Source organism: Arthrobacter sp. AOP36-C1-22 (genome assembly GCF_052377515.1).
GTDB lineage: Bacteria > Actinomycetota > Actinomycetes > Actinomycetales > Micrococcaceae > Arthrobacter_H.
In genome coordinates this window covers 29,826-55,620 of record NZ_JBQSWW010000017.1, presented here as the reverse complement: position 1 = coordinate 55,620, position 25,795 = coordinate 29,826, and the positions used below count along the sequence as shown (strand labels likewise).

Annotated in this window: 21 protein-coding genes; 4 read left to right on the top strand and 17 right to left on the bottom strand. The window is 68.4% G+C overall.

From position 1 onward, the window contains the following. Positions 1 to 33 precede the first annotated feature (33 nt). Together hemW and lepA are read right to left on the bottom strand one after the other, a co-directional pair. The gene (gene hemW / locus ACT3S6_RS10645) at positions 34 to 1,263 is read right to left on the bottom strand and encodes a radical SAM family heme chaperone HemW (RefSeq protein ID WP_444554923.1); all 1,230 of its coding nucleotides are present in this window, start codon (positions 1,261 to 1,263) and stop codon (positions 34 to 36) included. Between the two features lie 5 nt (positions 1,264 to 1,268). After that, a complete protein-coding gene (gene lepA / locus ACT3S6_RS10640) occupies positions 1,269 to 3,122 on the bottom strand; it encodes a translation elongation factor 4 (protein WP_444554922.1) in 1,854 nt (617 codons plus the stop codon). 135 nt (positions 3,123 to 3,257) lie between these two features. On the opposite strand from lepA, the gene ACT3S6_RS10635 reads away from it, so the two are divergent. Continuing rightward, entirely contained in the window at positions 3,258 to 3,794 is a 537-nt protein-coding gene (locus ACT3S6_RS10635) for a type II toxin-antitoxin system PemK/MazF family toxin (RefSeq protein ID WP_444554921.1), read from the top strand. A gap of 223 nt (positions 3,795 to 4,017) precedes the next feature. Next, positions 4,018 to 4,278, top strand: coding sequence for a 30S ribosomal protein S20 (rpsT, locus tag ACT3S6_RS10630; RefSeq protein ID WP_444554920.1), 261 nt, complete (start codon positions 4,018 to 4,020; stop codon positions 4,276 to 4,278). 90 nt (positions 4,279 to 4,368) lie between these two features. Here rpsT and holA read toward each other — a convergent pair whose 3' ends face one another. From holA to ACT3S6_RS10590, 8 genes are all read right to left on the bottom strand, one after another. Continuing rightward, positions 4,369 to 5,421, bottom strand: a complete 1,053-nt coding sequence (holA, locus tag ACT3S6_RS10625) for a DNA polymerase III subunit delta (protein WP_444554919.1) — start codon at positions 5,419 to 5,421, stop codon at positions 4,369 to 4,371. A gap of 6 nt (positions 5,422 to 5,427) precedes the next feature. Continuing rightward, positions 5,428 to 8,025: a ComEC/Rec2 family competence protein gene (locus tag ACT3S6_RS10620; RefSeq protein WP_444554918.1), complete on the bottom strand. Its 2,598-nt coding sequence runs from the start codon at positions 8,023 to 8,025 to the stop codon at positions 5,428 to 5,430. Between the two features lie 19 nt (positions 8,026 to 8,044). Continuing rightward, positions 8,045 to 8,857 (bottom strand): helix-hairpin-helix domain-containing protein, encoded by an 813-nt coding sequence (locus tag ACT3S6_RS10615; RefSeq protein WP_444554917.1) that lies wholly within the window; start codon positions 8,855 to 8,857, stop codon positions 8,045 to 8,047. A 91-nt stretch (positions 8,858 to 8,948) separates the two neighbouring features. Then, the gene (locus ACT3S6_RS10610) at positions 8,949 to 10,004 is read right to left on the bottom strand and encodes a DegV family protein (RefSeq protein WP_444554916.1); all 1,056 of its coding nucleotides are present in this window, start codon (positions 10,002 to 10,004) and stop codon (positions 8,949 to 8,951) included. 9 nt (positions 10,005 to 10,013) lie between these two features. Beyond that, on the bottom strand, positions 10,014 to 12,557 hold the full coding sequence (gene leuS / locus ACT3S6_RS10605) for a leucine--tRNA ligase (protein ID WP_444554915.1): 2,544 nt from the start codon (positions 12,555 to 12,557) through the stop codon (positions 10,014 to 10,016). A gap of 210 nt (positions 12,558 to 12,767) precedes the next feature. Beyond that, complete coding sequence (gene glpK / locus ACT3S6_RS10600; RefSeq protein ID WP_444554914.1) at positions 12,768 to 14,282, bottom strand: glycerol kinase GlpK; 1,515 nt, start codon at positions 14,280 to 14,282, stop codon at positions 12,768 to 12,770. A 123-nt stretch (positions 14,283 to 14,405) separates the two neighbouring features. Next, entirely contained in the window at positions 14,406 to 15,134 is a 729-nt protein-coding gene (locus tag ACT3S6_RS10595) for an MIP/aquaporin family protein (protein WP_444554913.1), read from the bottom strand. Between the two features lie 132 nt (positions 15,135 to 15,266). Further along, positions 15,267 to 16,970 carry an FAD-dependent oxidoreductase gene (locus ACT3S6_RS10590; protein ID WP_444554912.1) on the bottom strand — a complete coding sequence of 568 codons (1,704 nt, stop codon included), beginning with the start codon at positions 16,968 to 16,970 and terminating at the stop codon, positions 15,267 to 15,269. A gap of 125 nt (positions 16,971 to 17,095) precedes the next feature. On the opposite strand from ACT3S6_RS10590, the gene ACT3S6_RS10585 reads away from it, so the two are divergent. Both ACT3S6_RS10585 and ACT3S6_RS10580 read left to right on the top strand, forming a co-directional pair. Then, positions 17,096 to 18,118, top strand: a complete 1,023-nt coding sequence (locus tag ACT3S6_RS10585; protein WP_444554911.1) for a sugar-binding transcriptional regulator — start codon at positions 17,096 to 17,098, stop codon at positions 18,116 to 18,118. A gap of 26 nt (positions 18,119 to 18,144) precedes the next feature. Continuing rightward, on the top strand, positions 18,145 to 19,026 hold the full coding sequence (locus ACT3S6_RS10580) for an alpha/beta fold hydrolase (protein WP_444554910.1): 882 nt from the start codon (positions 18,145 to 18,147) through the stop codon (positions 19,024 to 19,026). Here ACT3S6_RS10580 and ACT3S6_RS10575 read toward each other — a convergent pair. From ACT3S6_RS10575 to pyrF, 7 genes are all read right to left on the bottom strand, one after another. Then, on the bottom strand, positions 19,023 to 21,080 hold the full coding sequence (locus ACT3S6_RS10575; protein WP_444554909.1) for a primosomal protein N': 2,058 nt from the start codon (positions 21,078 to 21,080) through the stop codon (positions 19,023 to 19,025). The two genes, ACT3S6_RS10580 and ACT3S6_RS10575, sit on opposite strands and share 4 nt — an antisense overlap. A 9-nt stretch (positions 21,081 to 21,089) precedes the next feature. Continuing rightward, positions 21,090 to 22,295 (bottom strand): methionine adenosyltransferase, encoded by a 1,206-nt coding sequence (metK, locus tag ACT3S6_RS10570; RefSeq protein WP_444554908.1) that lies wholly within the window; start codon positions 22,293 to 22,295, stop codon positions 21,090 to 21,092. A gap of 9 nt (positions 22,296 to 22,304) precedes the next feature. Beyond that, a complete protein-coding gene (gene coaBC / locus ACT3S6_RS10565; protein WP_444554907.1) occupies positions 22,305 to 23,576 on the bottom strand; it encodes a bifunctional phosphopantothenoylcysteine decarboxylase/phosphopantothenate--cysteine ligase CoaBC in 1,272 nt (423 codons plus the stop codon). A 9-nt stretch (positions 23,577 to 23,585) separates the two neighbouring features. Further along, positions 23,586 to 23,852 (bottom strand): DNA-directed RNA polymerase subunit omega, encoded by a 267-nt coding sequence (rpoZ, locus tag ACT3S6_RS10560; RefSeq protein WP_444554906.1) that lies wholly within the window; start codon positions 23,850 to 23,852, stop codon positions 23,586 to 23,588. Between the two features lie 48 nt (positions 23,853 to 23,900). Beyond that, entirely contained in the window at positions 23,901 to 24,479 is a 579-nt protein-coding gene (gene gmk, locus ACT3S6_RS10555; protein ID WP_444554905.1) for a guanylate kinase, read from the bottom strand. Positions 24,480 to 24,490: 11 nt separating this feature from the next. Further along, on the bottom strand, positions 24,491 to 24,826 hold the full coding sequence (mihF, locus tag ACT3S6_RS10550; RefSeq protein ID WP_444554904.1) for an integration host factor, actinobacterial type: 336 nt from the start codon (positions 24,824 to 24,826) through the stop codon (positions 24,491 to 24,493). 119 nt (positions 24,827 to 24,945) lie between these two features. Continuing rightward, the gene (gene pyrF / locus ACT3S6_RS10545; RefSeq protein ID WP_444554903.1) at positions 24,946 to 25,794 is read right to left on the bottom strand and encodes an orotidine-5'-phosphate decarboxylase; all 849 of its coding nucleotides are present in this window, start codon (positions 25,792 to 25,794) and stop codon (positions 24,946 to 24,948) included. Position 25,795: the final 1 nt, after the last annotated feature.

Sequence of the window (25,795 nt, the reverse complement as noted above, 5' to 3'; positions counted from 1 at the left end):
TTCCCGGGCCCGCTTCCGTTCGGGGCAGGGCCCCTAGAAGTCCAGGAGCCGACGCACGATGGCGTCGGCCAGCAGACGGCCATTCAAGGTGGGGATGATCCGGCCGCCCACGGCGGCCGAGCCCTCGATGAGTCCGTCGGAAATCAGCCCGGCCACGGCGTGGCGTCCCGAGGCAGGCAGCTCCGCGACCGGAAGACCGTCGACGATCCGGGTCAGCAGCATCGTCCGCTCGAGCAGACGCGCCTGCTCATCGGGGCTTTCGCGTCCGGCCGCCGGGGAAGTCCCGGCGTCGATGCGCTGCTGGTAGGCCGCAGGATGCTTGACGTTCCACCAGCGCAGACCTCCGACATGAGAATGCGCTCCGGGTCCGGCGCCCCACCAGTCGGCACCCTTCCAGTAGGCCATGTTGTGGCGGCACCGGGTTGCTTCGCTCCGGCTCCAGTTGCTGACCTCATACCAGGAGAACCCGGCGGCGGTGAGCAGTTCCTCGGCCAGCAGATACTTATCGGCGTGGTCGTCGTCATCGATGTCGGCGACTTCGCCGCGACGAATCTGGGCGGCCAGCCGCGTCCCGTCCTCGATGATCAGGGCGTAGGCGGAAATATGATCGGGGTCATAGGTCAGGGCCGTCTCCAGCGAGGCCCGCCAATCCTCCAGTGACTCCCCCGGAACCCCATAGATCAGATCCACGCTGACGGCCAGTCCGGCTTCGCGGGCCCACGCGACCGCCTGGCCGACCCCTTCGGGGCGGTGGGTGCGGTCCAGGGTCTTCAAGACGTGGGGAACGGCCGATTGCATGCCGAAGGACACCCGGGTGAAGCCGGCCTCGGCCAGGGTGCTGAGCGATTCGAACGTCACCGAGTCCGGGTTGGCTTCGGTGGTGATCTCCGCACCGTCCTGCAACCCCCATGTCCCACGGATCGTCTCCAGGACCGAGGCCAGATCCTCGGCCGGCAACAGGGTCGGGGTTCCCCCGCCGAAGAAGACGGTGGAGACCTTCCGGTCGGGCAACCCGCTGGCTCGCAGGACCCCTCCGCCGAACTCCAGCTCGGCGGAGGCCGCGGCCGCGTAGGTGTCCTGGCTGGATCCGGAGCCTAGTTCATGGGCCGTATAGGTGTTGAAGTCGCAGTATCCGCAGCGCACGGCACAGAACGGGATATGCACATAGACACAGAAGTCGCGTTCGGTAGCGCCGTCGATGGTGCTGGCGGGCAGCAGGCCATCGGCCGGCGCCGGATCCCCGAGGGGCAAGGCAGAAGGCATGAAGGCTACTTCTTGGCCTTGTCCGCGGAGCCCTCGGAGGACAAGGCGGCGATGAAGGCTTCCTGCGGCACCTCGACGCGGCCGACCATCTTCATGCGCTTCTTGCCTTCCTTCTGCTTTTCCAGCAGCTTGCGCTTACGCGAGATATCGCCGCCGTAGCATTTGGCCAGGACGTCCTTGCGGATGGCCCGGACGGATTCACGGGCGATGATCCGCGAGCCGATGGCCGCCTGGATGGGGACCTCGAACTGCTGGCGCGGAATGAGTTCGCGCAGCTTGCGGGTCATCATCACCCCGTAGGGGTAGGCCTTGTCCTTATGGGTGATCGCGCTGAATGCGTCCACCGCCTCGCCTTGGAGCAGGATGTCGACCTTGACCAGATCGGCGACCTGTTCGCCTTCGGCCTTCCAGTCGAAGGAGGCATAACCCCGCGTCTTGGATTTGAGGAAATCGAAGAAATCGAACACGATCTCGGCCAGCGGCAACAAGTACCGCAATTCCACCCGGTCCTCGGAGAGATAGTCCATGCCCAGCATCTGACCGCGGCGGGATTGGCACAATTCCATGACCGAGCCGACGAATTCGTTCGGGGTCAGGATCGTGCCGGCCACCATCGGTTCGCGCACTTCCTGGATCTTGCCGGCAGGGAATTCGCTGGGGTTGGTCACGGTGACCACCGACTTGTCCTCGGTCACCACGTCGTAGATGACGTTGGGGGCCGTGGAAATGAGGTCCAGGTTGAACTCGCTCTCCAGACGTTCCCGCGTGATCTCCAGGTGCAGCAGGCCCAGGAAGCCCACCCGGAACCCGAAGCCCAGGGCCACCGAGGTCTCCGGTTCGAAGGTCAGGGCCGCATCGTTGAGCAACAGCTTGTCCAGGGCATCGCGCAGCACCGGGTAATCCGATCCGTCGATCGGGTACAGCCCGGAGAAGACCATGGGCTTGGGGTCCTCGTACCCGCCGAGGGACTCCGGCGCGGGGTTGGCGAAGGAGGTGATGGTATCGCCGACCTTGGACAGGCGGACGTCCTTCACCCCGGTGATCAGATAGCCGACCTCGCCGACGCCCAGACCCTTGCAGGGGGTCGGTTCGGGGGATGACACCCCGATCTCGAGCACCTCGTGGGCGGTGCGCGTGGACATCATCTGGACCTTCTCGCGCGGGCTCAGCTTCCCGTCGACGACGCGGACGTAGGTGACGACGCCACGGTAGGTGTCGTAGACGGAGTCGAAGATCATCGCCCGGGCCGGGGCCTCGGCATCGCCGACCGGGGGCGGGAGTTCGCGGACGATCTTGTCCAGCAGTGCATCGACGCCTTCACCGGTCTTGCCCGATACCTTCAACACGTCTTCGGGATCGCCGCCGATGAGGCCGGCGATTTCGGCGGCATACTTCTCGGGTTGGGCGGCCGGCAGGTCGATCTTATTGAGCACCGGGATGATCGTCAGATCGTTTTCCATGGCCAGGTAGAGGTTGGCCAGAGTCTGGGCCTCTATCCCCTGGGCGGCATCGACCAGCAGGATCGCCCCCTCGCTGGCTGCCAGGGAGCGGGAGACCTCATAGGTGAAGTCGACGTGGCCCGGAGTGTCGATCATGTTCAGTGCGTAGGAGACGCCATCGACTTCCCACGGCATGCGCACGGCCTGGGATTTGATGGTGATGCCGCGCTCGCGCTCGATATCCATCCGGTCCAGGTACTGTGCCTTCATCTCACGCTGGGAGACGATCCCCGTGGATTGCAGCATCCGGTCGGCCAGGGTGGATTTCCCGTGGTCGATATGGGCGATGATGCAGAAGTTCCTGAGGATCGCCGGATCGGTTGCGGCAGGCACCGGTGCGGTGCGGGCCATGGGTGACACGTAGGTGACCTCACTCTGGGGTTCTTGTTGGGATGGATCGAGGGCGCAGTTGCACCACAGCACCTCATTGTTCCACGATTCGGGCCCGAGTCTGACCCCGCAGTGGGTGTGGCGCAGCGCTGTTACCGTGGGCGCATGCAGATCAGCGCCGGTAACATCAGGAAATTGGTTCGGCTCGGTTCCAAGGCCTTCCGGGCTTTTCGCCGTAGCCAGGGATCGACGCCCGGCCCCTCACGGAGCCCCGGAACTTCCCCGGCCGGTTCATCGGGGCCAGAGGGTGGACGCCCCTATCCCGGCGACTACGAGGGCCGATTCACCCCCCGGTATGCCCCACGGCCGGACGGCCATCCGGATCCGGGGGAAATCGTCTGGACCTGGGTCCCCTATGAAGAGGACCCCTCCCGGGGCAAGGATCGTCCGGTGCTGCTGGTGGGCCGTGACGGGGAGTTCCTCCTGGGGCTGATGCTCACCTCCCAGGACCACAACAACCGCCGGCACCGTGATCGGGACTACGTCGACATCGGGACCGGGGCCTGGGACCGGGCCGGCAGGCCCAGCGAGGTCAAGGTCGATCGGGTCATCCGTGTGGACCCGCAGGGCATTCGTCGCGAAGGGGCCGTGCTGGACCGAGGCGCCTTCGAGCGGGTCGGCCGGGCCCTGGGCGGAGCCTGAGGGCGCAGCGTTCCAGCCTGGAGCGTCCCGACGGGCCGACCCGCCGGAAACTGCGTCGAATCGCGGGCATCGGCCTTAGCTGCTAAGATTGCTTGCTGTGTGTCCGCGCAGGTCGACGGGCACTTCTCCCGGGTCGCCATAGGTATCCCCACGCCGCTCAGTCGATGGCTCGGGAGGGATCCCTCACCGACCATTTTCCGCGAAAGCAAGAGAGTTTAAACTAGTGGCAAACATCAAATCCCAGAAGAAGCGCATCCTCACCAACGAGAAGGCCCGCGCCAACAACGCGGCAGTCCGTTCGGATGTGAAGACCGCCATCCGCGCAGTCAAGCAGGCTGTGACCAAGGCTGATAAGGATGCCGCCACGGCAGCGCTGCGCGTTGCAGGCCGCAAGCTGGACAAGGCCGTCTCCAAGGGTGTCCTGCACAAGAACAATGCAGCCAACCACAAGTCGGCCATCTCCAAGAAGGTCAACGCGCTCTAAAGCCCGTTCAAGGTTTCATCGCAAGAAGCCGCTTCCGGTTCTCCGGAGGCGGCTTCTTCGTTTAATGCCCCCGGCCCCGGGGCCCTGGGTTCAGCGCCGGGCAGCCAGGGCGATCCCGGTGACGGCCCGCTCCACCGCATAGCGCGGATCGCGGGAAGCGCCCTTGACCTGGGCATCCGCCTCGGCCACCAGGCGCAGGCAACGCACCAGGTCATCGGAGGAGAAAAAGCGGGCCTGCTCCTGGGCCTGTTGGATCTGCCACGGTGCCATGCCGAACTCCTGGGCCATGGATCCTGCGGAACGGCGTTGCCCGGAGACCTTGGCCACCTGACGCAGTTTCATGGCCAGTGCCGCGACGATGGGGACCGGGTCGGTACCGGTGGCCAGGGCATGGCGCAGGGCCCCCAACGCCGCGGGGCCACGACCCGACAGGGCGGCATCGGCCACCTTGAAGCCGGTGGCTTCCACCCGCCCGCCGAAGTACCGGTCCACGGTCTCCTGATCGACCTCACCCGTGGTGTCCTGGATCAATTGCGAGCAGGCCGCCGCCAATTCGCCCAGATCGGCGCCGACGGCTGCCACGAGGGCACGGGTGGCCTCGGGAAGGATCCTGCGGCGGGCCTCCTTGAATTCGTGGGAGACGAACTCGACCTTCTCGGAGTCCCTCTTCAACGGCTGGCAGTCGATGACCCGGGCCCCGGCGGCCTTGAGTGCATCAAGGACCTTCTTGCCGCGGTTGCCCCCGGAGTGGTGCAGGATCATGACCACGTCCTGGGCCGGGGAGGCCGCGTAGGCGAGCGCGTCGTCGAGGAAGTCCTCGTTCATGGTCGCCAGCGAGGTGGCCTCGATGATCTTGGCCTCACCGAACAGGGAGGGGCTGGCTGCCAGCAGCAGCTCGCCGCGCTGGTAGGTCGACGCATCGAAGGCCGTCACCTCGGCGTCCCCGTCGCGGTGGCGAACCTGCCGGCGGATCGATTCGATGACCCTTCCGGCAAGGTAGGCCTCGGGTCCCTGGAGAAGGACCAGCGGGGCGGGGGCGGCCTGGCGCCAACCGGTGCGGTCCTGTGCACGCGTTCCCGAGGCCCGGGACGGGCCCGAGGTCTTATTGGCCACCCTGATCCACCTTCCATTGGAGTCTGACATTGCATCCTATCGTCCCGAGGGCCGGACAGGTCGTCCGGTGATCACCAGCTCCCCCGTGGGCGTGACGCGCAAACGGATGGTCCCGTTGAGGTCGGTGCGGAACGTGTGCATGCCGGCTTCATGCAACGCCTTGAGGATCGTCGGGGTGGGATGGCCGTAGCTGTTCCCGTCCCCCACCCCGATCAGGGCCACCCGGGCCCCGGATTGGTCGATGACGGCCGTCCCGCCGTTCTTCGCCCCGTGATGGCTGACCTTCAACACGTCCACCTGCAGCTCGGGGTGGGCCCGGAGCACCGCGTCCATGGCCTGCTCCTCCAGGTCCCCGGTGGCCAGCAGAGTGAAGGGCGGATGACCAGGGGCTGCCATCCGGAAGACCACGACCAGGGAGGCATCGTTTTCCTCTTCCCCCCGCGGATCCCCGATGGGCCCGATGACCTCCCAACTGACCGGGCCGGCGGATCCGGTCTGCCCGACCTCGGGAACCGTGGCCTCCAGCCCCTGTGGAAGTCCCGGTAGTTCGGTGCTGTCCGTTCCCGTGGAGTAGAAGGCCTGTTCCACCGTCCTGCCCCGAACCGCCCCCTCCACTCCGCCGGCGTGATCGGCGTGCAGATGGGTGATGAACAAGGCATCAATGGTGTGGACCCCGAGTTCGTCCAGACAATCATCGACGACGTCGGGGTCCAGCCCCGTGTCGATCACGACGGCATGATCGTGGGCGGAGCGCAGGACAAAGGAATCCCCCTGCCCGACGTCGCAGCCCGCGACCTGCCACAGCCCTGGCGGGTCCGGCCACCAGGCTGTTGCCGGAAGCGTGAGTCCTGCCAATAGGCCCAGGCACCCCAACGCGGCGGCCCCGGCGACGGTCCTGCGTCCTGTTCCGGGGGCGGGCCCGGTCCTCGAGGCCCAGCGGCCGCCGGCGAACGGGCGCAGCCAGGCCCAGCGTCCGGGGTGGGGCCCGGCCTCTGCCGCCGGCGTTGAGGCAAGCCACACCGCGACCAGGGCCATTAAGGCCAACAGAACCGCGGCCCCGCGGCCACCGGATCCTTCCGGCCACGGAAGCAATGCGCCGGGCAGGCCATGGACCAGCCGGCCCAACATCCCGATCCAGTCCGCCGGGATCCCGGCCAGCCAGATCAGTGGCTGCGCCCAGGGTCCCGGCACGGCACAGAGCAGCAGTGCCGACATGCCGGCCACGGTGACCAGCGGGACCAAGGGGGCCGCCAGGACGTTCGCCGGAACCGCATAGAGGCTGAAGGCAGGATTCATGCCCAACAGCACCGGGAGGCAGAAGAGCTGGGCACTGGTGCTGATGGCCACCCCGTCGGCCAGCCATCCCGGCATGATGCGTCGGGCCAGCGCCCCCAGCCGGGCACCCATGAGTACTATCCCGGCGGTGGCAAGGACTGAGAGCTGGAAGGCGGGTTCCCGGGCGAACCAGGGATCCCAGGCCAGCACCCCGCAGACACAGACGCAGAGGGCGGTCAGTGCCTGGCGTCCCCTGCCCAGGTAGACGGCCACCGCACCCACGGCCCCCATCACCGCGGCGCGGATGACGCTGGGTTCGGGATGGACCAGGATGACGAACCCGACCAGGGTCACCAGCGAGGCACCCAGGGCTAACCATCGATTCACCCCGCAGAAGCGGCACAACCACAACACACTGCCCAGGATCATCGCCACGTTGGCCCCGCTCACCGCAGTCAAATGAGCCAGCCCAGCGGTTTTCATGGCGCTGTCCAGTTCGGGGCCCTGGGCCGAACGGTCCCCCATCACCATGCCGGGCAGGAGCGCCGGACCGGTGCCGGGAAGCACCGCCGACTCCAGTACGAAGCGTCGTCGCCATTGCTCGGAGACCGGTTCCGGCGAGGGCGTGTCCCGGGTCTGCATGGAAGCGACGGCCCTGAGCCAGTAGCCCTGGCGTTCCCCGGGCTCCGCCGGGCTGAGACGTGCCAGCCCGGAGACGATCCGACCCGGTAGTGGTTCCGCCCCGGGGCCCGCCCGGCCCGCGTCCAAGACCAGGACCGCCTCGGCGGCCCCGGCATGCCAGTTTCCATGGGCCGAGTATTTGAGGATCCGGACATCGACCATGAGCCTCGCCGTCGGTTCCGGACGTTCCTCGGCGGCGTGTTGTCCGACGATCGGTTCCCCCGTATGGGCCGCTCCTCCCGTTTCGATCCGGCGGGGATCCCCGGTGACCACCGCTTCCACCCGCAGGGTGGACGACGTCGCGGCCAGGGCGGCGAAGGTCGGGTCCATTTGGGCCAGGGAGTGGGTCGAGATCGCGGCCGAGACCAGGAAGACCCCCACTGCGGCGGCAGCCACCGGCGTCCACCAATGACGGGACCAGGCCAGCAGTCCCCGGTTGCGCATCAACACCCCGAAGAGAAAGACCAGGAGGAGCCCCAGGGCCACGGTCAGTATCCGCGCCAGGGCAGGGTCATGTCGGACCAGTTCCGAGGCGGCCGCCCACGCCCCGGCCGCTGCCGCGAGGCTGCGCAGGTCCAGGTAACCGTCGTCGACGGGGCCCGAAGCGGTACCGGCGTCGGGACGGGCCCAGCGGGACAGCAGGCGCTGGAGAAAGCCGGCGCCATCGCGGCTCAACATGGCAGCGCCGCCGGGGCCATCAGTTGAACCGGACCAGCGGTTCGAGCCGTTCCATCATGGCCGGACCGATTCCGGACACGGCATCCAATTCCGTCATCGAGGCAAAGGGGCCGTTCGCCGCCCGGAAGTCGATGATCCTCGCGGAGAGGGCCGGGCCGATGCCCGGCAATTCCTGCAGACCGGCGGCATCGGCACTGTTGATGTTGATCGGGCCCGCCTCCCGCGCGCCGGCACCGGCTGCGCCGCCGGGCCCTGCCCCGGGTCCGGCGCCGTTCGGGGGTCTTTCCGTGCCGCCCGCCCCGGGAAGTTCCTTGGTGGTGGGCAGATACAGTTGTTGGCCGTCCACCAGGGGGGCCGCCAGGTTGATCGCCGCGGGGGCCGCACCGCTGGCCAGTCCCCCGGCGGAACGAACGGCATCCTCGGCCCGGGCCCCGGGGGCGAAATGGTAGACCCCGGGCTTCTTCACCGCTCCGGCCACGTGGACCAGGACCGACGCGGTCCCGGTGGCCGCCGCCCCGGAGGCCTGCCCCGGGTCCGACCCGGTGGGGCTGGATCCCTCGGCTGAGGGAGGGTGGCTCGAGGTGGTGCCCGGGCCGGGGGTGCTGGGCGGGGTCGACGCCGGGCCGGTGGCGGCGCTGGGATCCAGGGCCACGGAGTCCAGTTGTTGTCCCGCGCCTTCGGGCGGATGGAAGAGCAGACTGGCAGCGATCCAGATGACGGCGGTGAACAGCAGGCACATGATGGCCCCGCGCCCCAGCCGAAAACGGAAACGTGTCCGGGGAACAGGGCCCGCTGCCGTAGCGGTGCGCTGTTCCCAACGGTGTCGGACCATGTTCCCAGCCTAGGAACCGCGTTCCTCGGCGGCGCCCCGGGGTGGCCGGATGTGGAGAACCCCGGTGGCCCGACGGCTGTGGAGGACCGGGTCAGGCCGGGACGGTGGATCCTGGGGCGTCGTCTTCGGGGGGATCCTGTTCGGACGGCGCCGCGGCATCGACCGGTTCGTCAGGGTTGTCCGGCGGGGCAAGGGCGGCAATGACCACGGCCAGGACCCCGGCGCCGGCATGGGCTGCCAGCACGGTGGGGAGCGGCTCGCACAGGACATCGCCGACACTGGAGCTTTCCAGCTCGGCACACAGTTCGTGGGCCTGATCGGGGTTGCCGAAGTAGTGCACGGCGATCCGGGCCCCGGCCGGCGCGGCAGCGGCCTCCTCGCGGGAGATCTCCACCAGACGGGACATGGCCCGCGGCATGGTGCGCACCTTCTCGTGCACTCCGATGCGCCCGTTCTCGATGGCCAGCAGGGGCTTGACCGCCAACAGGGTGCCGAACATGCTTGCCGCGGCGCCGATCCGCCCGCCCTTGCGTAGCTGTTCCAAGCTGGGGACCACGAAGTACAGCCCATGGTCCTGCGCCCGCCGGACCCCGGCTTCCAGTTCCTGCGCGCCGGCCCCGGCCTCGGCGGCCAACACGGCGTCCATGACGGCCAGTCCCTGGGCCAACCCCACGGTCCTGGTGTCCATCACGGTGACCTCGACCTCGACCTGCTCCGCCGCCCAACAGGCCGCGTCCACGGTTCCGGAGAGACCTTGGGACAGATGGAGCGAGTAGATCCTCTCGAAGCCGGCGGCGGCCAGGGATTCATAGGTGCGTTGGAAGGCGCCGGGGGCGGGACGGGAGGTCTGCACGGAGGCCCCGGTGGCCAAGGCCATTGCCAGTGCCGTCTCGACGTCGTCCAGTCCTTCCGTGTAGATCTGTCCGTCGATCATCACGGGAAGGGGCAGGACGCGCAGATGTTCGGCGTGCTCCTGGGCCCAGGCGGCGGGGATGGCCGAAGCGGTATCGGTCACCACCGCGGTACGCGGACCGCTCCTCCCCCGCGCCCGGTGGCGCCGATCGCGGGGAAGCAACCGTTCGAGGAAGCCGGGGGAACGACCCGGGGGCTGGGCCGTGGGGTCGCCCCGGCGCGGGGCTGAAGGCATGTCCCTACCCTAGGAGACCGGAACGAGGTTCACGAGCTTCGGGGCCCGCACGATCACGGTCCGCAGTTCGCGCCCGTCCAGGGCCCGTTGGATCGGCTCCGAAGCCAGGGCCAGGGCCCGCAGGTCCTCTTCGCTGATATCCGCCGGGACACTGAGGCGATCGCGCACCTTGCCCTTGATCTGCACGATGGCCACGACCGTGTCCTGGACCAACAGGGCCGGATCGACCGTCGGCCAGCCGGCGTTGGCGACCGAGGGGCCATGGCCCAGCTGCTCCCACATGTCCTCGGCGGTATACGGGGAGAACAAGCTCAGGATCACTGCGACGGCTTCGGCGGCCTCGCGCACTGCCGGATCGGAGGAACCGACCCCGGAATCGATGACCTTGCGGGTGGCGTTCACCATTTCCATCAGCTTCGCCACCACCACGTTGAACTTGCCCGAATCCAGCAGTTCGGCGGCTTCGGCGACGGCGCGGTGGGTGACGGTACGCAACCCCTGGTCGCCGGTGGCCGGATCGGCCCCCGGTTCGCTGTCGACATCCTGGGCCAGGCGCCAGGCACGGGCCAGGAACTTCCCGGCGGCGGCCGGGGAGACATCCGCCCAGTCGACGTCGTCCTCCGGGGGCGAGGCGAAGATCATGGTCAGACGCACGGCGTCGACCCCGTACTTGTCGAGCTGTTCGCCCAGGTCCACCCCGTTGCCCAAGGATTTGCTCATGGCCTTGCCGCCGTTGAGGACCTGGCCCTGGTTCAGCAGGGCGGCGAAGGGCTCGGTGGCCTCGATGAGTCCCAGATCGTGGATGACCTTGGTGAAGAACCGCGCGTAGAGCAGGTGCAGGATCGCATGCTCCACCCCGCCGACGTACTGCCCCACCGGCATCCACGCGTTGGCGGTGTCCGGGTCGAAGGGTCCGGCGGTGTAGTCCGGGGACAGGAAGCGCAGGAAATACCACGAGGAGTCCACGAAGGTGTCCATGGTGTCGGTGTCGCGCATTGCGGCACCACCGCAGGAGGGGCAGGTGGTGTTGACCCAGTCGGTGGCAGCAGCCAGCGGGGAGGTGCCTTGCGGGGCCAGTTGTTCCCCGCGCAGGTCATCCGGCAGACGGACCGGCAGTTGGTCGTCCGGGACCGGGACCTCGCCGCAGTCCGGGCAATGGATGATCGGGATGGGGGTCCCCCAGAAACGCTGGCGTGAGAGCAGCCAGTCGCGCAGCCGGTAGTTCACCGTATGCCGGCCGGTTCCCGCGGCTTCGACGATCTCCACGGCGCGGGCGATCGCTGCGTCCTTCTCCAGCCCGTCGAGCTCCCCGGAGTTGACCAGGGTGCCCTCGCCGGTGGTGGCGACCCCGCTGGAGGCCGGGTCCTCTTCTCCGGTGTCCAGGACGACCCGGATGGGCAGGTCGAAGGTCCGGGCGAAGTCCAGGTCGCGCTGGTCGTGGGCGGGCACCGACATGATGGCCCCGGTTCCGTAGTCGGCCAGGACATAGTCGGCGGCCCAGACCGGCAGGCGTTCGCCATTGAGCGGGTTGATGGCATGGCGTCCGAGGAAGACACCGGTCTTGGTGCGTTCGGTGGACTGGCGTTCGATTTCGCTCAGGGCCTTGACCTGGTCCTGGTAGGTGGCCAGCTCCGCGCGGCGCTCCGGGGCGACCAGATCGGCGGCCAGGTCGGCGTCGGCGGCCACGACGAAGAACGTCGCCCCGTGGAGGGTGTCGGGGCGGGTGGTGAAGACCGTCACCTGGTGGTCGGCCGGATCCTCGGCGGTGGGTTCGATGACGAAATCGACATGGGCGCCCTCGGAGCGCCCGATCCAGTTGCGCTGCATGGCCAGGACGCGTTCGGGCCAGTGGCCCTTGAGCCCTTCCATGTCCTCGAGCAGGCGATCGGCATAGTCGGTGATCTTGAAGTACCACTGGTTCAGCGACTTCTTCGTCACGGCGGTTCCGCAGCGTTCGCAGGTGCCGTTGACGACCTGCTCGTTGGCCAACACCGTCTGGTCCTTGGGGCACCAGTTCACCGGGTGGTCCTTGCGGTAGGCCAGTCCCTTGTCGTAGAAGCGGGTGAACAGCCACTGGGTCCAGCGGTAGTACTCCGGATCGGAGGTGTGGATCCGTCGGGACCAGTCGGCGCTGATGGCATAGCGCTTGAAGGACGCCGCCTGGGTTTCGATGTTCTTATACGTCCACTCCGCGGGGTGGGCGTTGCGCTTGATGGCCGCGTTCTCCGCGGGCAGGCCGAAGGAGTCCCAGCCGATCGGGTGCAGGACGTCATAGCCCTGCTGGCGCCAGTAGCGGGCCACCACGTCGCCCATGGCGAAGGCCTCGGCATGGCCCATATGCAGGTCGCCCGAGGGGTAGGGGAACATGTCCAGGACATACCGGCGTTCGGCGCTGCCGTCGTCCTTCGGGGTGAAGACCCCCAGTTCCTCCCACACGGGTTGCCACCGTGCCTCCAGCTCGCTGAAGCTGTAGGTGGTGCCGGTCTCCGGGGTTCCGGGTGCCTCTGTGCTCACGGTGGGTCGCCTTCTGGTAGTGCAGATTCGGTTGGTCATCCAGTCCCGGCCCGCGCCGGGGTCCCCGCGGGGTTCCCACGAGGACCGAACATGAAAATACCCCTTGGCATCCAAGGGGCAGCCGGACGGTTCGGGCCCGGCTAGGAAGGACGTAGGACTGCTGACATGGTCCCAGTATACAGCACGGCGGGGCCGTGGCACCTGGGGTGTCACGGCCCCGCGCTGCAGGTCGTGGAGGGGTTGGCGGGCCTAGAGGACGTCCTCGTCGACCCAGTCGAAGGTCTTGGTGACGGCCTTCTTCCACAAACGCATCTGACGGTCGCGTTCGGTGGGGTCCATTTCGGGTTCCCACCGCTTGTCCTCGGCCCACTTGGCGCGCAGCTCATCACGGTCGGTCCAGAACCCGACGGCCAGTCCGGCGGCGTAGGCGGCGCCCAGGGCCGTGGTCTCGGTGACCTCGGGGCGGACGACCGGGACGCCGAGCATATCGGCCTGGAACTGCATGAGGGTCTCGTTGGCGACCATGCCGCCGTCGACCCGCAGTTCGGTCAGCGGGACTTCGGCGTCGGCGTTGACCGCGTCCAGGACCTCCCGGGTCTGGAACGCCGTGGCTTCCATGGCGGCCCGGGCGATATGGGAGCGGTTGGCGAAACGCGTGAGCCCGACCATGGCGCCGCGGGCGTCGGGACGCCAGTAGGGGGCGAAGAGGCCCGAGAACGCCGGAACGATGTACACCCCGCCGTTGTCCTCGGCCTGCGCGGCCAGGTCCTCGACCTCTGCGGCGGAGGAGATCATGCCGATGTTGTCACGCAGCCATTGCACCAGGGAGCCGGCCACGGCGATCGAGCCCTCCAGTGCATAGACCGGCTTCTCCCCCTCGAGCTGGTAGGCCACGGTGGTGAGCAGCCCGTTGGAGGACTTCACGATCTCCTCGCCCGTGTTGAAGATCAGGAAGCAACCGGTGCCGTAGGTGTTCTTCGCCTCGCCGGCCTTGAAGGCGGTCTGGCCGAAGGTGGCGGCCTGCTGGTCACCGAGGATGCCCGCCACGGGGACCTCGCGCAACAGCTGGTTGGTGTGCACCGTGCCGTAGACCTCCGAGGAGGACTTGATGGTCGGCATCATCGAGACCGGGACCCCGAAATCGGCCAGGATTCCCTCGTCCCAGGCCAGCGTCTTCAGGTCCATGAACAAGGTGCGGGAGGCGTTGGTGACATCGGTGATGTGGACGCCGCCGTCGGTACCGCCGGTCAGGTTCCAGGTCACCCAGGTATCGGTGTTGCCGAACAGCAGGTCCCCTGCTTCGGCGCGTTCGCGGACCCCGTCGACGTTGTCCAGGATCCACTTGATCTTGGTGCCCGAGAAGTAGGGGGCCAACGGCAGGCCCACCCGGTCCTTGTAGCGGTCCCCGCCGCCGTCGGCAGAGAGCTCGTCGACGGTGTCCTGGGTCCGGGTGTCCTGCCAGACGATGGCATTGTAGACGGGCTTGCCGGTGTTCTTGTCCCAGACCACCGTGGTCTCGCGCTGGTTGGTGATGCCCACCGCGGCGATGTCGTGCCGGGTGAGGTTCGCCTTGGACAGGGCGCTGCCGACGACTTCACGGACGTTGGTCCAGATCTCCTCGGCGTCGTGCTCGACCCATCCCGCCTTGGGGAAGATCTGCTCGTGTTCCTTCTGTCCAACGGAGACGATGGCTCCGTCGTGGTCGAAGATGATGGCACGCGAACTCGTGGTGCCCTGGTCGATGGCGATGATGTTCTTGGTCATGGGTTGCTTCCCTTCGAAGTACCGGTGATGGGGCAGATGATGCCGTGACGCGCACCACACGATCGTGTGCTGGCAGTCTAGGACATGGGTCCTGGCCGCGGGGTCGAGGTGCGCACGGAGGCGTTAGAAGAGCAGGCCTCCGGAGACGCCGCCCAAGGCTCCGCCGACCAGGGGGCCGACGACGGGGATCCAGGAGTAGCTCCAGTCGCTGGGTCCCTTGCCCTTGATCGGAAGGAAGGCGTGGGCGATCCGGGGTCCGAGGTCACGGGCCGGGTTGATCGCGTAGCCGGTCGGTCCACCGAGGGAGGCACCGATGCCCACCACGAGGAAGGCCACGGCCAGCGGGCCGAGTCCGTTGGGGGTCAGTCCGAAACCGGCGATGACGAAGACCAGGACGAAGGTCGCGATGATCTCCGTGAGCAGGTTCCAGCCCTTATGCCGGTAGACGGGGCCGGTGGCGAAGACGCCCAGCTTGGCCGCCGGGTCCTCTTCGGCGTCGAAGTGCTGCTTATAGGAAAGGTAGGCCAGGACGGCACCGATGATGGCGCCGATCATCTGGGCGGCGAAGTAGAGCAGCGTGTTCACCAGCGTGATGGCCACGCCCGGGGCATACTCGTGGACGTTGGGGTTGACCAGCAGGCCGACGGTGACGGCGGGGTTGATGTGTGCGCCGGAGACCGCGGCGACCCAGACACCGGCGAAGACGCCGAGCCCCCAGCCGAAGTTGACCATGAGGAAATTGCCGTTATTGCCCTTGGCGCCCCTCAGGACGGCATTGGCGACGACGCCACAGCCGAGAAGCATCAGCACCATGGTGCCGAGTGCTTCCGCACTGAAGACTTGTAGAGACATCGTTGACTCCTACGTTGTGTGGAATGGGGCGGGGCATCAGTTGATGTCCCGCGGTGATCCGGCTCCCGGCGATCGCCGATGCGGAAAAATGGGGGCCCGACCGTGCCCGGTGGCACGGTCGGGCGAGGGTCCCTAGGCGGCTGCCGGGGAGAAGGTGACGCCGTGCTCTTCGGAGAGTACGCGATGGGTCTCTGCGCGTTCGCTGGCCACGCGTGTGGCGTCCCACCCCAGCACGGGGGCCAGGACCTCGGCGCATTCGTCGATGAGCGCGGTGGTGACCAGGCCGCGGAAGGCCAGCGAGGTCCTGCGGATGAACACGTCGACCAGCCGTCCGACCTGCTCGTGGCGGGCCATGTGGGCCAGTTCGTCGACGCTGAGTTCGTCGCAGCTCAGCAGCAGGGCGTCCTGCTCGCCGCTGGCCTCCAGGACCTCGTCGGCACGGGTACCGTAGCGTTCGAGCAGGACGGCCAGTCGGTCGCGGCTTGCCCGTGAAGTCCTGGCGGAGATCCACTGTTCGCGTTCGACGTCGTTGCGCGGGTAGTCCACGCCGCCGCCGATGGCCAGGGCGCTGGTATCCGGCCCGGAGGGGCGTCCCAGTGCCGTGAGCACTTCGCCTCCCAGGTGTTCGGCCAGGGCCCGGAAGGTGGTCCATTTGCCGCCGACCAGGCTGAGCATCGTGGACCCTTGGCCGCCCGATCGCTTTTCGATGCGGTAGTCACGCGAGACGAAGCCGGGCTGGGTGTCGTCGTGGCGGGGCAGCGGGCGGATGCCTGAGAAGCGGTAGACGATCTCCTGCCGCGAGACGGCGACCTCGGGGAAAACATGGTTGATCAGATCGAAGAAGTAGTCCACTTCCTCTTCGGTGCAGCGTGCCGGCTCGCCCGGGTCCGCGTCGATGTCGGTGGTGCCCACCAGGACCCGGTCCCCCATCGGGTAGATCAACACGATGCGTCCGTCGCTGTGCTCGAAGAAGATCTCCCGGCCGCCGCAGGCGGCGAGCAGTTCGGGGCTGTCCAGGACGATATGCGAGCCCTTGGTCCCTCCCATGAACCGGCTGTCCTGACCCAGGGCGTGGTTGGTCTCATCGACCCAGGCGCCGGTGGCGTTGACGATCACCGGGGCCGTGAACTCGAATTCCTCGCCGGTGAGTTCGTCGCGCAACGTCGCCACGCCGTCGTGCTCGTTGACCAGGGAGACGTAGTTGGAGGCCCGTGAGTCCGGGTTGGCGCGCAGGCCGTCCTGGAGCACATCGAGGGTGAGGCGTTCGGGGTTGTGCACGGAGGCGTCGAAGTAGGTGGCCGCGTACTTCACGTCCTGGCGCAGTGCCGGCAGATCGTGCAGGGCCCGGCGACGGCCGTGGAACCGGTGGCGTTCGGTCAGCCGTCCGGAGCCGGCGAAGGCGTCATACATCATCAGGCCGGCCTTGATCAGCAGGGCCCCGCGTTCCTGCGGCTTGCCGTTGCGGTGGGTCAGGAAGCGGGCCGGGGCGCTGAGGATCCCCGAGAAGGTGGAGAAGATCGGGATGGTGGTGCGCAGCGGCTTGACGTAGTGCGGGGCGATGGCCAGCAGCGTGTTGCGTTCCTGCACCGATTCGTGGACGAGGCGGAACTCGCCGTTTTCCAGGTACCGGATTCCGCCGTGGATCATATGCGAGGAGGCGCCGGAGGCCCCCTGGCAGTAGTCCCCGCGCTCCACCAGCGCGACGTCGATGCCCTGCAGGGCCAGGTAGCGGAAGGTGGCGACGCCATTGATTCCTCCTCCGACGATGAGGACCTGGGCACGGGGCCTCTCCGACAACCGGGAAACGGCAGGACGGGCTGCTTGCGTGGATGACACTTAGATCTGTCCTTTGCTGCGAAATGGAACTGTTGGCCCCTGAACGGGCAACCGCCCAGTAGTCTGTCCAGTGGAGAACGTTGCCGTCAATCGGAATGCACAAACGTGCAGGAAGCGGAGGAATCATGCCGTACGACCCGCTGGAGGAGGATCCGGAGAACGGATCCGGTGACCCGAACGTTCATGGCGTACGACACACGTCCGGTGACCGGCGCGAACGCGATGCGCTGCGGGCGGCCCAGCTGTACTACGTCCAGGAACTGACCATGGAGGCCATTGCCCGGGACCTGGGGGTCTCCCGGTCCACCGTGTCCCGCTTGCTGTCACTGGCCAAGCGCAATGGCCTGGTCAAGATCGAGTTGAATCCCCCGCGCGGCCGGGCCACGTCGTTGGTCAGGGCCCTGGAAACCAGATACGGGGTCAGGGCCCATGTGGTGCCCACCGACGGTTCTCTCAGTGAGGCCGAGGTCCTCGAACGCGTGGCCGCCCACGGGGCCCATGTGGTCCAACCGCTGATCTCTTCGGGAATGACCGTCGGGCTGGCCTGGGGGTCCACGCTGACCGCGTTGAGCCGGCACCTGGTGCATAAACCCACCCATGACACGGTCTTCGTCCAACTCAACGGCGCCGCCAACCCGCAGACCACGGGCATCTCCTATGCCAGCGAGATCCTCTTCAGGTTCGGGGCGGCCTTCACCGCCCGGGTGGAACAGTTCCCGGTCCCCGCCTTCTTCGACCGGGCCGAGACCCGGGCCGCCATGTGGCAGGAACGATCTGTCCGCCGCGTGCTGGACACCCAGTCAGAGTGCCGTTTGGCGGTCTTCGGGCTGGGCTCCATCGACGCCGCGGTCCCCAGCCAGATCTACCGCGGAGGCTATGTCAGCGCCCGGGAAGCCGCCGCCTTGCGTGAACAAGGGGTGGTCGGGGACGTGGCCACCGTCTTCTACCGTCGCGATGGCAGTGACGACTCGATCTCGATGAACGACCGCTCCACCGGTCCCCCGCTCGACGCCCTGCGCCGGGTTCCGCAACGGCTGGCGATCGTCGCCGGCCGGGGCAAGCTCGAAGCCGTCCGCGGCGCACTGGAGGGCCGACTGATGACCGATCTGGTGATCGACGAGGGGACCGCCTGGCGGTTGCTTAAATGAGCACCGGCGGCCGATAGGCTCATCCCATGGACATCCCTTCCGACTACCGCGCCCCCTGGGTCACCCGCCACCGACACCTGGGCTCGGACCTGGCGGTCAGGACCTACCCCTCCCGGGGCCCCTCGCAGGGGATCATCCTGGCGATCCATGGGTTCCGTGGGGACCACCACGGACTGGACCTGCTGGTGCGCAACCTTCCCGGCTACACCGTCATCGTTCCCGACCTGCCCGGGTTCGGTGATTCCACGGCCTACCCCGACGCCCGCCACGACGCGGCCACCCAGGCGGGGGTCATCGAAACCGTGCGCGCCGAGCTGGGGATCCCGGCCTCGGCCGTCCTGCTGGGGCACTCCTTCGGAACGATCGTCGCCTCCCGCTACCTGGCCGAACATCCCGGCAGGTTCGCCTCGCTGGTGCTGATCAACCCCATCTGCGAACCGGCGCTGGAGGGCAGCCAGGCCGTCTTCTCCCGGGTCGCGGCCGGCTACTACGCCGCCGGTCGGATGTTGCCCGAACGCCTGGGCCTGGCGGTGCTGCGCAACCGGCTGATCGTCGATGTCATGTCGGCCGCGATGGGCACCTCCGGGGATCCGCGGACCCAGGCCTATGTGGTGGACCAGCACCGGCGCTATTTCAGCCGCTTCGCCACCCGGGCCAGCCTGCAGGAGGCCTTCGCCTCCTCGATCACCGATACGGTCCGTGACGTCGCCGCCGAGGTGGAGGAGCCGACCCTGCTGATCGTCGGCGCCCTCGACGACCTCGGCTCCATCGAGGGGCAGTATTCCTTGGCGGCCAGGTTCCCGCAGGCCAGGGTCGAGGTCATCGCCGGGGTGGGGCACCTGATCCACTACGAACGCCCGCGGACCGCGGCCAGGATGATCACCGGTTTCCTGACCGGCAAGAACTAGAGCAGGCCCTGCGGGTCGACGCGTACCGCGACCACCGGATCGCGGTTGGCCGAGGACCTGGCCTTGACCCGGCGCAGTTCAGCGCAGAGCGGTCCGCCCTGGCCGTAGGAGAAGAACAGCAGCCACCGGTGGACCCCGTCCTCTTCGATCACCGGTCCGGTGAGCCTGACCGATTCGGGAAGCTCGAGTGCTTCGGCAAAGGCGTCGGCCGCCAGGGCGGGACCCGAGAGGGAGGCCGTGCGCACCGCGGGGGGCAGCTCCAGTTCACGCCGCAGGTTCAGCTCGCGTTCGGCATAGCCGGCGGCATCCCAGCGCACCAGGGCGCGGACCGGATCGGACTCCCCCGCCGCGATGACCACCACGCCACCATCCCGTGATGACCTGCCCAGGGAGGCGGCCGCGAGCCAGCGGTGGAGCACTTCCTCCCCGGTGCGCAGTTCATCGCGGGCGAGCATGCGGTCCCCGTCCAACAGCAGCACCGCGGCGTAGCCGCCCTCGGCCACCGGCTCGGCCCCCGGGGTGGCGACCACCAGCGACGGGGATCCCGGGACACGACGGCGGGGCAGGCCGCCGGTGGCGCTGACGACCGGGACCTTGGGGAAGGCCCGGCCCAGTTCCTCCGCCGTGCGGTCGGCCCCGATGGCCGCGGCCCGCAGACGCCGCCCCCCACAGGTGGGGCAGGTCCAGTTCGGGGCCTGTTCCCCGCACCACCGGCAGCCGGGGACGGCGGAGGAATGATCCAGACCCAGAGGGCCGGAACAGGCGGGGCACCGCACCGGTTCGCGGCAGCGTTCACAGCGCACGGCCGGCAGGAAGCCGGTCCGGGCCACCTGTACCAGCACCGGACCGTGCTCCAGCGCCTTCGACGCCGTCGACCAGGCCAGCTTCGGCAGCCGGGCGGCATGCAGGACCGGGTCACGTTCCTGCTCGAAGGAATCGGAGCTGGCCACCACCCGGGGCGCCTGGGCCCGCAACAGGGCCCGCGGGGCCGTCAGTTCGGCGGCCCACCCGGTCAACACGAGGCGCTGGGCCTCGGCGCTGCGCGAGGTCCCGGCCATCAGCAGGGCGCAGCCGGCCAGTTGGCACCGCAGCAGCAGGGTTTCGCGGGCGTGCTGGTAGGGGGCCCGTGGTTCGGCGTGGCTGGAATCCTGGTCCTCCCACAGCACCACCAGTCCCAGGTCGTGGACCGGGGCGTAGGCCGCCGACCGGGTCCCCACCGCCACCGATGCCTGGCCGCGGGAGATCCGCAGGAATTCCCGGTAGCGCGGGGTGGCCCCGTCCTCGGCGCTGAGCCGGGCGACGACCGCCGGGCCCAGCAGGGCGGTCAAGGTCTCGGCGGCCCGATCCAGGTCGCGGGCATCGGGGACGACGACCAGGGCCCCCCGCCCCGAATCCAGGCAGGCTCCCACCGCTTCGCCGAGCAGGGCAGGCCAGCCCCCCGGCTGGTTGGGCATCACGCTGAGCACGGCCCGGGGGGCGCCGCCGCCGGCCAGCGACTCCAGGAACCCTGCTCCACCGTCGTACTCCGGCACCGACGACGGCGTCACGCGCGGGCCCTCGTCGGTGGGGGCCGCCGGGAGTGCGGCCCGTGGGGCATCGGAGGCGTCGGCGGCACTGGTCTCGGTTTCGACGCGGGCCATCCGCGGGGGGATGGCGGAGCGGACGACATCGGGAAGGGTTCCGGCGTAGCGGTCCGCGACGGCCCGGCATAGCCGCAGGACCTCGGGGCGCAGGACGACCTCGTCGGAGACGATCTTCCCCAGTGGCTGCAAGCTCACCCCGGGGTCGGTTTCGGCCAGTCGTTCCACGAGATATCCGGTCAGTTCCTGCCCGCCGAAACGGGCCCGGATGCGTACCCCGGGGATGGCCCGGGCCTCCAGTTCCGCGGGCACCAGGTAGTCGTAGAGCCGGTCCAGATGCGGGACCTGGGTGTCGAGCAGGACCCGGGCCACGGGCAGCGAGGCCGCCGGGGTGACCCCGGTGGGCAGGGGCCGGCGCACGTCGAAGCCCTGCAGCAGCGTGGGCTGCTCGGGCTCTGCGGCTGACCGGTCCACGAGGCCCTCCTAGAGGTTGAAGTAGTGGCGCAGCGCCTCGACGCGGTTGGTCTGCTCCCAGGTGAAGCCCGGTTCCTCGCGGCCGAAGTGGCCGTGGGCGGCGGTGCGCTGATAGACGGGACGCTTCAGATCCAGATCCTCGATGATCCCCAGCGGGCGCAGATCGAAGACCTCCTCGATGGCGCTGGCGATCTTCAGCGGATCCACGGTTTCGGTGCCGAAGGTCTCCACGTACAGCCCCACGGGCCGGGCCACGCCGATGGCGTAGGCGACCTGGATTTCCGCGCGGCGGGCCAGCCCGGCGGCCACCACGTTCTTGGCGATCCACCGCATCGCGTAGGCGGCCGAACGGTCGACCTTGGAGGGGTCCTTGCCGGAGAAGGCCCCGCCGCCGTGCCGGGCGAAGCCGCCGTAGGTATCGACGATGATCTTGCGTCCGGTCAGCCCGGCATCGCCGACCGGGCCACCGATGATGAATGGGCCGGAGGGGTTGAGGATGATCCGGGTGTTGGAGATGTCCAGATCGGTTCCGGCCAGCACCGGGCGCACCACCAGTTCGTGCAGATCGGTGCGCAGCGCCTCGAGTTCGAGTTCGCGGGCATGCTGGGAGGAGACGACGATGGTCTCCACCGAGACCGGGACGTCCCCGTCGTAGCCGATGGTGACCTGGGTCTTGCCGTCGGGACGCAGAAGCGGCTGGGCCCCGGTCTTGCGGACCTCGGTGAGTTTTTCGGATAGCCGTTGGGCCAGCCAGATGGGGGTGGGCATCAACACGGGGGTCTCGTCGGAGGCATAGCCGAACATGATGCCCTGGTCCCCGGCGCCCTGGGCGTCCCGGGGATCCTGGCCGGTGCCTTCGCGTTGTTCCCAGGAGTTGAACACGCCGTCGGCGATCTCCTGGGATTGCTGGCCGATGGAGACCGAGACGCCGCAGCGGGCCCCGTCGAATCCGTTGGCCGAGGAGTCGTAGCCGATGTCCAGGATGGTCTTGCGCACCAGATGCGGGATCTCGACGTATCCGGCCGTGGTGACTTCACCGGCGACGTGCACCAGACCGGTGGTGACCAGCGTTTCCACGGCGACGCGGGAATTCGGGTCCTGGGCGAGCATCTCATCGAGGATGGCATCGCTGATCTGGTCGCAGATCTTGTCTGGGTGGCCTTCAGTGACGGATTCGGAACTGAACAGGCGCAGGGAGGGGTTCTGGGAAGTCACCCGATCACTCTACCGGTTCAGGAGGGTCCCCACCGTCGCGATGAGTCCGCGGGCCACCTCGTCCTTGCTCCCGTCGATCCGGGTGGGTTCGGCGCCGTCGGAGGCCAGGATGGTGACCGTGTTGTCTTCGGTGCCGAAGCCCAACGTGGCGGAGACCTCATTGACGACCAGCAGGTCACAGCCCTTGCGCACGAGTTTGGCGTGGCCGTATTCCAGCACGGAGTTTTCGGTGTCGCCGGTTTCGGCGGCGAAGCCGACGATCAGGGCCGGGCCCTCCTCGGGGTGGTCCCGGCGGTGTTCGACCAGTGAGGCCAGGATGTCGGGGTTGCGCACCAGCGTCAGGCCGGGGGCCCCGTCCTCGCCGGTCTTCTTGATCTTGGTGCCGGCGTAGTCGGCGGGACGGAAATCGGCGACGGCGGCGGCCATGATGACCGCATCGGCCCCCTGGCAGGCCTCGGCGACGGCGTCCCGTAGTTCCAGCGCGGTGGAGGCGGTGGTCAGCTCGACGCCGGCGGGGACCTCGGTCTCCAGATGGGCGGCGACCAGTCGCACGGTGGCGCCGGCGGCCAGGGCGGCCCGGGCGATGGCCGTACCTTGCCTGCCGGAGGAGCGGTTGCCCAGGAAGCGGACGGGGTCCAGTGGTTCCCGGGTGCCCCCGGCGGTGACGACGACGGTGCGGCCCGCCAGGGGTCCCTCCCCCGTCGTCGGCTCCTCCATGGGGGTCCGTGGGCCCGTGGCCCCGGAGGGGATCAGGAAACGTTGGGCGACGTCGAAGATCTGCGACGCCTCGGGCAGGCGTCCGGCACCGGTGTCCTTGCCGGTCAAACGGCCCACGGCGGGGTCGATGACGGTGATCCCGCGCGAACGCAGGGTGGCGACATTGGTGGTGGTGGCGGGGTTCTCCCACATCCCGGTGTGCATGGCCGGGGCCACCACGATCGGGGCGGTGGAGGCCAGCACCGTATTGGTCAGCAGGTCGTTGGCCATCCCGGCGGCCAGGCAGGCCAGCAGATCGGCCGTCGCCGGGGCGATGACGATCAGATCGGCGTCCTGGCCGAGGAGGACATGGTTCACGTCCTCCACGGCCTCGAACACACTGGTGCGCACCGGGCGCCCCGAGAGGGCCTCCCACGTGGCCTTGCCGACGAACCGGAGCGAGGCTTCGGTGGGGACGACGTCGACCCGGTGGCCCGATTCCGTGAACAGGCGCAGCAGCCCCGCCACCTTATAGGCGGCGATCCCGCCGCCTACTCCGAGGACGATGCGCTGCTGGGCCTTCACGGGGTGGCGCTACTGCGCGTCGTCGGCGTCGAGCGGCTTGACCTGCAGCAGGCCCTCGTTGATTTCGCGCAGGGCGATGGAGAGCGGCTTTTCGTTCAACTGTGTGTCGACCAGCGGGCCGACGTACTCGAAGAGGCCCTCATGCAGCTGCGAGTAGTAGGCGTTGATCTGCCGGGCCCGCTTGGCCGAGTTGATCACCAAGGCGTACTTGGAATCCGTGGTGGTCAGCAGCTCGTCGATCGGCGGATTGATGATGCCTTCGGTGTTCGTAGACACGAAGCCTCCAAATTCTGTGTGGTGTTCGTCGGTGCCGGTCGGCCCCGACTACCGCTGGTGCGGAGTCAGGCCCATCTGGGAAACCAGCTCGTCGGCTGCACGCCGAATATCGTCGTTCACGATGGTGACGTCGAATTCGGATTCGGCAGCGAGTTCCAGTTTAGCGGTATCGAGCCGTCTTTGCTGTTCCTCCTCCGATTCGGTGCCGCGTCCGATGAGCCGGCGGACCAGTTCCTCCCAGCTGGGCGGGGCCAGGAACACGAATTTCGCCTCCGGCAACGACTCCTTCACCTGGCGGGCACCCTGCAGGTCTATCTCCAACAGGACCCGGCGTCCGGCGGCCACGGCTTCGGCGACCTTGGTGCGGATCGTCCCGTAGCGGTTGCGTCCGTGGACCACCGCCCATTCGAGCATGTCCCCGGCCCCGACCAGTTCGTCGAAGGCGTCCGGGCCCACGAAGAAATAGTGGATTCCATCCTGCTCCCCCGGCCGGGGGTCGCGTGTCGTCGCCGAAACGGAGAGCCACACCTCCGGGTAGTGGTCACGGATGTAGGTGGAAACGGTCCCCTTGCCCACTGCTGTGGGGCCGGCGAGGACGGTGACTGGCGGGTGGCTGGAAGCCGGCATGGTGTCCTTTGTTACTTTTTTGCGTGTGGCGGCGTGTCGTCGAAGTGGGACCGCAGCGCCGCCTGCTGTTTACGTCCCAGGCCGCGCAACCGGCGATTCGCCGAGATGCCGATGCGTTCCATCAGCGCCGCGGCCCTGACCGAACCGATCCCGGGAACCGACTCCAACAGATCCGCAACGCGGAGGCGTCCGACCGCCTCATCGCTGCGGGCCAGCTCGAGCAGCTCCGCAATGGGCAACTCGCCGCGGCCGAAGCTGTTCTTCACCTCGGCTCGGCGGGTCCGCGAGACCAGGGCCTTGGCCCTCGCCTTCGCACGGTCTTCCTCCGATAATGACTTCAAAACCATAGCGTAATCCCCTGCCGACTAGGAATCGGTCGTCACCGGGAACCGAACGTGCCTAGTGACGATGTGATCCGAACCTAGCGAACCCTGGGACCAGGCGCAATGGTCGCAGGCCTGCCGACTCAACCGCGCAAGGAGTCCTGGACGTCGATGGCGGCCCTGCGCAGCGTCGCGATATCGGGTCCATGGCGCAGGATGTCGCGGCTGGAGGTGGGCACCAGTTGGTCCCAGACCGCGCCGAACACCGCCCGCAAATCCTCCGGCGTGGCTCCTTGTGCCCCCAGCCCCGGGGCCAGGATCGGGGCCTGGCTGGCCGCCAGATCGATCCCCAGTTCCTCCAGGGCCGGGCCGACGGTCGCCCCGATCACCAACCCGGTGGAGCCCAGCTGCGCCCCCTGGTTCTCCCGGGCCGTGGCCTCGACGATCCCCCGCGCCACCGAGGCGGCCCCGCCGACATGCTGGACGCTGGCCCCCTCGGGGTTGGAGGTCAGCGCCAGGACGAAGATCCCGCGGCCGCTGGCGGCGGCGGCCTCCAGGGCCGGACGCAGCGACCCGAACCCCAGATAGGGGCTCAGCGTCACCGCATCAGCGGCCAGGGGGGACCCATCGCGCAGCCAGGCGTCCGCATAGGCGGCCATGGTGGAGCCGATATCCCCGCGTTTGGCATCGGCCAGGGACAGCAGCCCGGCCTGCGAACATGCAGCCAGGGTCCGTTCCAGGGCGGCCATTCCGGCCGACCCGTGGCGTTCGAACAGGGCGACCTGGGGTTTGACCATGGCGACTTCTCCGGCCAGGGCCTCCACCACCGAGAGGGCAAATCGTTCCACCCCGGCCGCATCGTCGGTCAACGCCCAGTCGGCCAGCAACCCCGGATGCGGGTCGATCCCCACGCAGAGCGGACCGTGCACGGCCATGGCCCGGGCCAGCCGGGAGCCGAAAGGCTCCCGGCCGGCGTCGTGCGGTGCACTCACG